The sequence below is a fragment of the Sphingomonas sp. genome, from assembly GCF_042091075.1.
GTDB lineage: Bacteria > Pseudomonadota > Alphaproteobacteria > Sphingomonadales > Sphingomonadaceae > Sphingomonas.
In genome coordinates this window covers 1-9,863 of sequence record NZ_JBELIE010000121.1, presented here as the reverse complement: position 1 = coordinate 9,863, position 9,863 = coordinate 1, and the positions used below count along the sequence as shown (strand labels likewise).

Genomic DNA, 9,863 nt, shown 5'->3' with positions numbered 1-9,863 from the left:
AGGGTCCGCGCGCCTTCCACCAGCGCCCGGATCCCATGACCCAGCCTCGCTACAAACGTATCCTGCTGAAACTGTCGGGCGAAGTCCTGATGGGCGAGGGAGGGCTGGCGATCGACCCGGCGGTCACCGCGCGCGTCGCGGAGGAGATCGCGGACGTCAAGGCGCAGGGGTTCGAGCTGTGCATCGTCGTGGGCGGGGGCAACATCTTCCGCGGCCTCGCCGCCGCCGCCAAGGGTTTCGAGCGCGGCACCGCCGATTACATGGGCATGCTGGCCACCGTGATGAACGCGCTGGCGGTGCAGAACGCGCTGGAGCAGATCGGCGTCGACACCCGGGTGCAGTCGGCGATCCCGATGCAGTCGGTTTGCGAACCGTTCATCCGTCGCCGCGCCGCCCGGCACCTTGAAAAGGGGCGGGTGGTGATCTTCGCGGCTGGCGTGGGATCGCCGTTCTTCACCACCGACAGTGGCGCGGCGCTACGCGCGGCTGAATTGAACTGCGACGCGCTGTTCAAGGGGACATCGGTGGACGGTGTCTATGACGCAGACCCGAAGAAGGTCGCGGGCGCGACGCGATATGAAACCGTCAGTTACGACACCGTCCTGGCGAAGAACCTGAAGGTAATGGACGCCAGCGCGATCGCGCTGTGTCGTGATTCGAACATTCCGATCGTCGTGTTCAACATCCGCGAGCATGGCAATTTTGCCGCCGTGCTGCGCGGAGAGGGCGTGTCGACGGTCGTGCAGAACAAGATGGAGACGATGTGATGCCCGCGTATGACAAGGCCGATCTGGAGCGCCGGATGAACGGCGCGGTCGAATCGCTCAAGGGGGATCTTGGCGGCCTGCGCACGGGGCGTGCCTCGACCTCGCTGCTCGATCCGGTAACGGTCGAGGTCTATGGCTCGCATATGCCGCTTAATCAGGTTGCGACGGTGTCCGCGCCGGAACCGCGCATGCTGTCGGTGCAGGTGTGGGACAAATCGAACGTCGGCCCGGTCGAAAAGGCGATCCGCTCGGCCGGCCTTGGGCTGAACCCGATCAACGACGGTAACACGCTGCGCCTGCCGATCCCGGACTTGACCGAGGAACGGCGGAAGGAGCTGGCGAAGCTGGCCGGGCAATATGCGGAAAAGGCCAAGGTGGCGGTGCGCAACGTCCGCCGCGACGGCATGGACGCGCTGAAGACGGACGAGAAGAAGGGCGTATTCAGCGAGGACGAACGCAAGCGTCACGAAACCGAGGTGCAGAAGCTGACCGACGCGACGATCGTCGATATCGATACGGTGTCGGCCGCCAAGGAGAAGGAAATCCTGGGTAAGTGATGCGTCGCGCATTCCGGGGGAGGGATTGATGGCGACGGCAGCGGCTCCGCAGCGTGACGAACCGACGGCGATGCCGCGGCACGTGGCGATCATCATGGACGGTAACGGCCGCTGGGCGGCACGCCGGCACTTGCCACGGGCGGCGGGGCATCGCGCGGGAGTGGAGGCGGTGCGCGCGGTCAGCCGCGCGGCGCGTTCGATGGGGCTGGAGGCACTGACGCTCTACGCTTTTTCGTCGGAAAACTGGCGGCGCCCGGAGGACGAGGTCAGCGGCCTGATGGGGCTGCTGAAATTCTTCATCCGCAACGATCTGGCGGAATTGGTGCGTGAGAATGTGCGGCTCCGTGTGATCGGCGACTATCGCCGCTTCCCTGGCGACGTCACCGCGCTGGTCGACGACGCCCTGGCACGGACCGCCGCGAATACCGGCCCGATCCTCGCGATCGCGCTGAATTACGGCGCTCATGCCGAACTGGTCGCGGCCGCACAGCGGCTGGCGCGGCGCGCGGCGGCGGGCGAATTGTCCCCGGATTCGATCGACTCGGCGGCGATCGAAAGCGAGCTGGAGACGCGCGACCTGCCGCCGCTCGACTTGATGATCCGAACGTCGGGGGAGCAGCGGCTGTCCAATTTCCTGTTGTGGCAGGCGGCCTATGCGGAGTTGCTGTTCGTCGATACGTTATGGCCCGATTTCGGCGCCGACGAATTGGACGCGGCGATCCGCGCTTATGGTCAGCGCCAGCGTCGCTATGGCGGTTTGTGAGCATTTTCCCTTATGATTGATCCCGGGCAGCATCCGCCCGCCCCCGCGCCCGACCGGCCATCGGAAATCTTGCTCGACACGCCGGATGCCCGATGGCGCACGCCGTCGAACCTGCGGCTGCGGATGATCGCCAGCGTGGTGATGATCGCGGTCGCGGTATTGGCGCTATGGGCGGGGGGCTTCGCCTTCTGGCTGCTGGCGGTGGTCGTATCGCTGCTGATGATGGCGGAATGGGCAGGGCTGCAAAAGGCACCCGCGCGTACCAAGCGGCTCGGCCAGTTCGCGCTCAGCGTGCCGCTCGCGACGATGGCGCCGGCGTGGCTGGTGCTGGAGACGCGCGACTTCTTCACACTCGGCCTGGTGGCGGGCGCGGCGTTTTTCGTCGCGATCGTCACGCGGCTGCCCAAACTGGCGGCAGGGGTGCTCTATTGCGGCCTGCCGGTATTGGCGCTTGTCTATCTGCGCCGGCAGGACGACGGGCTCTTATATGCCTTTTGGACGATGGCGCTGGTCTGGGCCTGCGACATCGGCGCCTTTTTCGCTGGACGTTCGATCGGCGGCCCCAAGCTCGCACCGCGGCTCAGCCCGAACAAGACCTGGGCCGGGCTGTTCGGCGGCATGGTGGCCGCAACGATCCTGGGCGGGCTGTTGTGGGCGCTGGCCGATCTGCCGCCGCTGCTGGCGATCGCCACGCCGTTCCTCGCGATCCTGGCCCAGATCGGCGACCTGTTCGAAAGCATGCTGAAGCGTCAGGCCGGGGTGAAGGACAGTGGCAATACCCTGCCCGGCCATGGGGGGGTACTCGATCGGCTCGACGGACTGGTGCCGGTTGCCCCCGTCGCGGCGGTGCTGGTGGCATTGGGCGTGTTGCTGTCATGAGGACGGTGACCATCCTCGGCGCGACCGGGTCGGTCGGCACTTCGACGCTCGACCTCGTCGAGCGGGCACCGGACCGTTTCCGGGTTCGCGCGCTGACCGCCAATTGCGATGTCGCAAGGCTTGCCGCCGCGGCGATCCGGACCGATGCGGAAATGGCGGTGGTGGCCGACGAAGCCTGTCTGCCGGAGCTGCGGGCGGCGCTGGCGGGGACGCGGACGCATGTGGCCGGTGGCCCCGCGGCGGTGTGCGAGGCCGCGGCGCTCGGCGCGGATTGGACGATGGGCGCGATCGTCGGATGCGCCGGGCTGAAACCCGTGTTGGCGGCGATCGAGCAGGGCGGCACCGTGGTGCTCGCCAACAAGGAGCCGCTGGTATCGGCGGGCGATATCATTACTGCGGCGGCGGCGCGTTGCGGCGCGACGCTGTTGCCCGCCGACAGTGAGCATAACGCGATCTTCCAATGCCTTGACGCGGCACGTCCTGACAGCATCCGCCGCATCGTGCTGACCGCCAGCGGCGGGCCGTTCCGCGACTGGGCGCTCGGCGATATGGCGGCCGTCACGCCGGCGCAGGCGGTGGCGCACCCCAATTGGTCGATGGGCGCGAAGATCTCGGTCGATAGCGCGACGATGATGAACAAGGGGCTCGAACTGATCGAGGCGGCGCGGCTTTTCCCGGTGCCGGTCGAGCGGATCGAGATCGTGATCCATCGCCAGTCGGTGATCCATTCCATGGTGGATTATATCGACGGCTCGATGCTGGCGCAGCTGGGGCCGAGCGACATGCGCGTCCCCATTGCGCATTGCCTGGCGTGGCCGGAGCGGATGGCGACGCCGATGGCACCGCTGGACCTGGTCGCGCTCGGACGTCTCGATTTCGAATCGCCCGATCCGGTGCGGTTCCGGGCGCTGGCCCTGTCGCGCGCTGCCGCAGACGAGGGCGGGGCGCGTCCCGCGATCCTGAATGCCGCCAATGAAGTGGCGGTGGCGGCATTTCTGGCAGGTAACATCGGGTTTCTTGAAATCGCCGCAATCGTGGACGATACCTTGCAGCGTTACGCCCCGGCCGCGCCGGAAACGCTCGACGCGGTCCTCCATGTCGATGCGGAAGCGCGCAGGATCGCGGGTGAGCGCGTGAAGGATGGCGTGGCGTGATCCAGACTCCGGGACTTTTGCTGACGGTCCTCGCCTTTGTTCTGGTGATCGGTCCGCTCGTCTTCATCCATGAGATGGGACATTACCTCGCCGGTCGCTGGTTTGGCGTGAAGGCAGAGGCGTTCGCGATCGGTTTCGGTCGCGAAATCGCCGGCTGGACCGACCGGCGCGGCACTCGCTGGAAAATCGGCTGGATGCCCTTGGGCGGCTATGTGCGCTTCGCCGGCGACATGAATCCTGCGAGCCAACCGTCCGCCGACTGGCTGGCGTTGCCCGCCGAGGAACGGCGCCAGACGTTTCAGGCCAAGCCGGTCTGGCAGCGCGCGATCATCGTCGCTGCGGGGCCGGCGATCAATTTCGTCGTCGCGATCCTGATCCTGGCGGGCTTTGCGCTTGCCTATGGCGATGCGCGCACGCCGGCGGTGGTCGGGCAGGCGATGCCGGGGACGGCCGCCGCGCAGGTGGGGCTGCGCGCTGGCGATCGGATCACCGCGCTGGGCGGTCGTCCGGTCGAAACGTTCGAAGACATGGTGCGCTTCGTCAAGATCCGCGCCGGGGAGCGCGTGCGGATCGACTATGAACGCGGCGGCAGTGCCACAAGCGTCGCCGCGACGATCGGCACGCAGGTGCAGCGCGATCGCTTCGGCAACGAATATCGCGTCGGATTGCTGGGCATCGCACCGGGCGCGCCGGTGGTCCGGCCGGTCGGCCTGATCGAAGCACCGATCGTCGCGGTACAGCGTACCGGGCAGATCGTGGAGATGATGGTCGAGACGATCGGCCAGATCATCAGCGGACGGCGTTCGGTGAAGGAACTTGGCGGTCCGCTGTCGATCGCCAAGGTGTCAGGCGAACAGATCACGCTCGGGCCTGAGGCGTTCGTGTTCCTGATCGCGCTGGTGTCGATCAATCTTGGGTTCATCAATCTGCTGCCAGTGCCGATGCTCGATGGCGGGCATCTTTTTTTCTACGTGATCGAGGCGATCCGGCGAAAGCCCGTTGCCCCACAGACGATGGAATGGGCCTATCGTGGCGGTCTGATGGCGGTACTGGCGCTGATGCTGCTGGTGACGTTCAATGATCTCGGTAACTTCGGCCTATGGCGGCATCTGGCCGGCTTGATCGGTTGACGAAGGTAAGGCAGGGCAGCGCGACCCTGCAATGTGACGGTTTCTCTCGGGTGGGATTTTTGGTGACGGTGCTCAACGTTTCGACTTCGCGGGCGCGTGCCTCGGCGACTCTGCTTGGCTGCACGATGCTCGCTGGCCTGCCCGCGGTTGCCGCGGCGCAGGCGCCCGGGCGCCCCCAGCGCGCGCGTCCCGCCGCCGAGCCGGCGTCCGGACGCCCGACGAGCGATGCTGATACCGCCCCGGCGGTCGCCGTGAACACGCCGGGCGCGCGTATGATCACGTCGCTACGAGTGGAGGGCACGCAGCGGATCGAGCCGGAGACTGCGCTCAGCTATACCAAGCTGCGCCAGGGGCAGGCCTATACGAACGAAACCCTCGATCAGGCAATCAAGGATCTTTACGCCAGCGATTTGTTCGCCGACGTTTCGATTTCGGGAGCTGAAACGGGTGAGATCGTGATTCGCGTGCGCGAGAATCCGATCATCAATCGCGTCATCTTCGAGGGCAACAAGCGCCTCAAGGAAGACAAGATCAGCAAGGAGGTGCGGCTCAAGCCGCGTCAGATCTTCACCCGGTCGGCGGTGCGTGCCGACGTCGCGCGCATTATCGAACTCTACCGTCGTCAGGGCCGTTTCGCCGCGACGGTGCAGCCGAAAATGGTCAGCCTCGACCAGAATCGCGTCGATGTCGTCTTCGAAGTCAGCGAGGGGCCGAAATCCAAGGTCCGCCAGATCAACATCATCGGGAACGAGGTGTTCGACGACGGCAAGCTGCGCGCTCAAATGGCGACGAAGGAAGCGCGTTTCTACCGCTTCCTCTCGTCGGGCACATCCTATGACCAGGATCGTCTGGCCTATGATCAGCAGAAGCTGCGGCAATTCTATCTGACGCAGGGCTACGCCGATTTTCGGGTGACGTCGGCGGTCGCCGAACTGACCCCCGATCGCAAGGACTTCATCATCACCTATGTGGTGGAAGAAGGGCCGCGCTACAAATTCGGCGACGTGACGGTCGACAGCGACATCCGCGATTTCGAAGGCAAGAAGCTGGCCGCGACGCTGCCGGTGAAGAAGGGCGACTGGTACAACGCCAAGATGGTCGAGGATACGGTCGACAATCTGAGCGAGACCGCCGGTCTGTTTGGCTACGCCTTTACTGACGTCAACCCCGAGTTTCAGCGTGACCGTGACGCGCTGACGATGTCGATCAACTTTCACATCGGCCAGGCGCAGCGCACCTATGTCGAGCGTGTCGATATCACCGGCAACGTCAACACGCAGGACAAGGTGATCCGGCGCGAGGTGCGCGTGGCGGAGGGCGATGCGTTCAACAGCTTCCAGGTGAAGCGTTCGCAGGATCGCATCAACTCGCTCGGCTATTTCCAGGACAAGTTCGAGATCAAGCAGGTGCAGGGCTCGACGCCCGATCGCGTCGTGCTGGAAGCGAACGTCGAGGAAAAGGCGACCGGGCAGCTGCAGCTGTCGGCGGGCTTCTCCAGCCTCGAACGCTTTATCATCCAGGCGAATATCACGCAGGAAAACTTCCGCGGCAAAGGCCAGACGCTGCGCGCGGGCGTGAATTATTCGAGCTATTCCAAGTCGATCGAGCTGGGCTTTACCGAGCCATATATCTTCGACAAGAACATCGCGCTGGGCGTCGACCTGTTCCGCCGCGACTATAACGCCTTCCAGTTCGTCGGGACGAGCCGTAACACCACCTACAGCCAGGTATCGACCGGCTTCCAGGTCCGCACGGGCGTGGCGCTGACCGAATATTGGCAACTCGCCGGACGCTACAGTTTCTCCTACGACGAAGTCGGGCTGGACCAGGCGACGTTCTTTACCAACGGCAGCTGCGATCCGCTGAAGGCGGGCCGGTATCTGTGCGACTCGCTGGGGAATCGCCTGACGTCGAGCGTCGGTTATTCGCTGATCTTTGACAGCCTCAACAGCCGGTTGCGCCCCACGCGCGGTCAGCGGTTCGTGTTCAGCCAGGATTTCGCCGGGCTGGGCGGCGACGTGAAATATGTCCGGACCCGCGTGGAGGGCTCGAAATTCTGGGGGCTGGGCAGTGGCTTTGTAGCCTCGGTCACGGCGGAGGGCGGCTATATCCGTTCGCTCGAAGGGTCGCGTGGACCGGGCATCGACAAGGTCCGTATCACCGACCGCTTCTACCTGGGTGAGCCGCAGTTCCGCGGCTTCGACATCCGCGGCGTCGGTCCGCGCGTGTTGCGCCAGTCTTATACGACCGATGCGACAACCGGCGCGCAGGTGCTGGTGACCGATCGCAACCAGATCGTCGACGACGCGCTGGGCGGGAATGCTTACTACCTTGGCAAGGTAGAGCTGGAGATTCCGCTCGGCTCGGGCGCGCGCGAACTGGGGCTTCGCCCGACGATTTACGCTCAGGTCGGCAGTCTGTTCAGCATCACCGAGCCGTTGAAGACCGCGACCTTCCCGACGACGGTGGACGCTAACGGCAGGGAGGTAGTTCTGCCATTGCCGCAGCGTGATACGGCCGGCAACGCGCTATATTCCTATGTCAACGGCGCGGGGGTGTCGGTGACGACGGCCTGCGCCACCGGCATTCCGGACGGATCAGGCAATTGTAACGGCATCGTGCCCAATACCGCGCTGATCGCTTCGCAACCGTTCAAGGAAACTTTCCTTGGCAATTCGGCACGGCCGCGCGTGTCGGTCGGGATCGGCGTCAACTGGACGTCGCCGTTTGGCCCGCTCCGTATCGATCTCGCCAAGGCTATCGTGACACAGCCTGGCGACGACAAGAAACTCGTTACCTTCAACGTAGGGACACAGTTCTGATGACGACCTTCAAGACCCTGTTGCTCGCTGCCGCGCTCGCCGCGCCGGGCGTGTTCGTCGCCGGCGCCGCCACGGCGCAGGTGGGCGGCGTGGCCGTCGCCGATCCCGAAGCCGCGGTCGCCAACTCGAAGGCATGGGCAACGGCACGCAGCCAGATCCAGACCACCTACAAGGCACAGATCGATCAGGCGAATTCGCGCCGTCAGGCGATCTCGACCGAGCTTCAGCCCCTGGTCGACGCTTACCAGAAGGCCGCCGCCGCACCTGGAGCGAGCGAGGCTTCCTTGCGTCCGCAGGCGACCGCGATCCAGACCAAGGAACAGGCCGGCAATGCCGAGCTGCAGCGCCTGACCGCGCCGGCCAGCCGCGCGCAGGCCTATGCGCTGGAGCAGATCTCCGCCAAGCTGCCCGACGCGGTGAACGCGGCGGTGCGGGCCAAGAACGTCAGCCTGCTGCTGCGTCCGAACGCGGCGCTGTTTGCGCAGCCGACGGCGGACATCACTTCCGCGATCACCGCCGAACTGGATCGTTCGGTGCCTAGCGTCGGCATCACGCCGCCGGCCAATTGGCAGCCGGGCCAGCAGCAGGCAGGCGCGGCGGCCGCCGCCCCGGCGAACACGCGCGCGCCCTCGGGCCGCTGATCGCCGGTGAGTGACGTAACGACGACGTCGTCGGGCGGTACGATCGGGGAAAGCTCGATCGGCCCGCTCGATATCACGCAAGTGATGGCGGCGTTACCACATCGTTATCCGATGCTGCTCGTCGATCGCGTCGAGGAACTGATCCCCGATCAGTCGATCCGCGCGATCAAGGCAGTGACGATCAACGAAGGCTTTTTCCAGGGGCATTTCCCTGGCCGTCCGATCATGCCGGGCGTGCTGATCGTAGAGGCGCTGGCGCAGGCCGCCGGCGTCCTCGCGGTCGAAAGCCTGGGCTTGGCCGGAAGCGGCAAGCTGGTTTATTTCATGGCGATCGAGGGCGCCAAGTTCCGCAAGCCGGTGGAGCCTGGCGTGCTGCTCAGCCTCGCGGTCAACTTCGTGCAGAAGCGCAATAGTGTGTGCAAGTTTGCGGGCGTCGCTACCATTGATGGACAGGTGGCCGCAGAAGCGAACTTTACCGCGATGATCGCCGATCCGCCCAAGCCGCGCTGATTTGGCAGCCGCTTTGACTTTCGGCGCGCGCTCCGCTAGGCGCGCGCCTTCTCTTTTGGCTGGTCGGAAACCAGCCGCAGCAGGAGCGTGAGAGATGAAGAAAGACACCCATCCCGACTATCACATGATCAAGGTGCAGATGACCGACGGCACCGTGTACGAAACCCGCTCCACCTGGGGCAAGGAGGGCGACACGATGACGCTGGAAATCGATCCTCTCGCGCATCCGGCCTGGACCGGCGGCCGTGGCCAGGTCCTCGACGCAGGCGGCCAGGTGGCACGCTTCAACAAGCGTTTCGGCGGTGGCCTGACGCTGCGCAAGTAAGACTGTCGGCATTGATCGGAAGGCGTGGCAGCGGATCGCAGCTGTCACGCCTTTCGCGTGTCTGGAGACCATGATCGACGCCGGCGGTGGCGTGGCGCCGCGAGCACGGGGCCCGGTTGCTGTGGCGGTCATACGCGCATCATCAGCGCTGCCCGGCCGGCCCCCGGCACGATCGCAGGATCGTGTTCGCCACCAGGCTCAGGGATGTTGGTGCATAGCCTTCGGCACCGGACCGGACATGGCGGGTGACAAGTCGAAGGAAATGGTCGGGGAGACAGGATTCGAACCTGCGACATCCTGCTCCCAAAGCAGGCG

The 9,863-nt window shown here is 65.2% G+C and carries 10 protein-coding genes; all 10 read left to right on the top strand.

Annotated features, from left to right (window positions below; translation table 11 throughout):
• The first annotated feature begins 35 nt into the window (after nt 1–35).
• Nucleotides 36–767 carry a UMP kinase gene (gene pyrH / locus ACFDSW_RS12080; protein WP_375250540.1) on the top strand — a complete coding sequence of 244 codons (732 nt, stop codon included), beginning with the start codon at nt 36–38 and terminating at the stop codon, nt 765–767.
• Nucleotides 767–1,324, top strand: coding sequence for a ribosome recycling factor (frr, locus tag ACFDSW_RS12075; RefSeq protein WP_375250537.1), 558 nt, complete (start codon nt 767–769; stop codon nt 1,322–1,324). The genes pyrH and frr overlap by 1 nt, the downstream gene beginning before the upstream one ends.
• Before the next feature lie 28 nt (nt 1,325–1,352).
• Complete coding sequence (locus tag ACFDSW_RS12070) at nt 1,353–2,087, top strand: isoprenyl transferase (RefSeq protein WP_375250536.1); 735 nt, start codon at nt 1,353–1,355, stop codon at nt 2,085–2,087.
• A gap of 123 nt (nt 2,088–2,210) precedes the next feature.
• Nucleotides 2,211–2,966, top strand: coding sequence for a phosphatidate cytidylyltransferase (locus ACFDSW_RS12065; protein WP_375250539.1), 756 nt, complete (start codon nt 2,211–2,213; stop codon nt 2,964–2,966).
• Nucleotides 2,963–4,120: a 1-deoxy-D-xylulose-5-phosphate reductoisomerase gene (gene dxr / locus ACFDSW_RS12060; protein ID WP_375250535.1), complete on the top strand. Its 1,158-nt coding sequence runs from the start codon at nt 2,963–2,965 to the stop codon at nt 4,118–4,120. The genes ACFDSW_RS12065 and dxr overlap by 4 nt, the downstream gene beginning before the upstream one ends.
• Complete coding sequence (rseP, locus tag ACFDSW_RS12055) at nt 4,117–5,250, top strand: RIP metalloprotease RseP (RefSeq protein WP_375250534.1); 1,134 nt, start codon at nt 4,117–4,119, stop codon at nt 5,248–5,250. Before dxr ends, rseP begins: the two co-directional genes overlap by 4 nt.
• Before the next feature lie 272 nt (nt 5,251–5,522).
• Nucleotides 5,523–8,072 (top strand): outer membrane protein assembly factor BamA, encoded by a 2,550-nt coding sequence (gene bamA / locus ACFDSW_RS12050; RefSeq protein ID WP_375250538.1) that lies wholly within the window; start codon nt 5,523–5,525, stop codon nt 8,070–8,072.
• Entirely contained in the window at nt 8,072–8,713 is a 642-nt protein-coding gene (locus tag ACFDSW_RS12045; RefSeq protein ID WP_375250533.1) for an OmpH family outer membrane protein, read from the top strand. The genes bamA and ACFDSW_RS12045 overlap by 1 nt, the downstream gene beginning before the upstream one ends.
• A 6-nt stretch (nt 8,714–8,719) precedes the next feature.
• Nucleotides 8,720–9,223: a 3-hydroxyacyl-ACP dehydratase FabZ gene (gene fabZ / locus ACFDSW_RS12040; RefSeq protein ID WP_375250532.1), complete on the top strand. Its 504-nt coding sequence runs from the start codon at nt 8,720–8,722 to the stop codon at nt 9,221–9,223.
• 94 nt (nt 9,224–9,317) lie between these two features.
• Entirely contained in the window at nt 9,318–9,548 is a 231-nt protein-coding gene (gene rpmE / locus ACFDSW_RS12035; RefSeq protein ID WP_028965840.1) for a 50S ribosomal protein L31, read from the top strand.
• The last annotated feature ends 315 nt before the right edge of the window (nt 9,549–9,863 follow it).

What these genes read in the sequence shown, in the direction of transcription:
- frr (WP_375250537.1), top strand. Translation starts at nt 767, where the DNA reads ATGCCCGCGTATGACAAGGCCGATCTGGAGCGCCGGATGAACGGCGCG.
- ACFDSW_RS12070 (WP_375250536.1), top strand. Translation starts at nt 1,353, where the DNA reads ATGGCGACGGCAGCGGCTCCGCAGCGTGACGAACCGACGGCGATGCCG.
- rpmE (WP_028965840.1), top strand. Translation starts at nt 9,318, where the DNA reads ATGAAGAAAGACACCCATCCCGACTATCACATGATCAAGGTGCAGATG.
- bamA (WP_375250538.1), top strand. Translation starts at nt 5,523, where the DNA reads ATGATCACGTCGCTACGAGTGGAGGGCACGCAGCGGATCGAGCCGGAG.
- ACFDSW_RS12065 (WP_375250539.1), top strand. Translation starts at nt 2,211, where the DNA reads ATGATCGCCAGCGTGGTGATGATCGCGGTCGCGGTATTGGCGCTATGG.
- ACFDSW_RS12045 (WP_375250533.1), top strand. Translation starts at nt 8,072, where the DNA reads ATGACGACCTTCAAGACCCTGTTGCTCGCTGCCGCGCTCGCCGCGCCG.
- dxr (WP_375250535.1), top strand. Translation starts at nt 2,963, where the DNA reads ATGAGGACGGTGACCATCCTCGGCGCGACCGGGTCGGTCGGCACTTCG.
- pyrH (WP_375250540.1), top strand. Translation starts at nt 36, where the DNA reads ATGACCCAGCCTCGCTACAAACGTATCCTGCTGAAACTGTCGGGCGAA.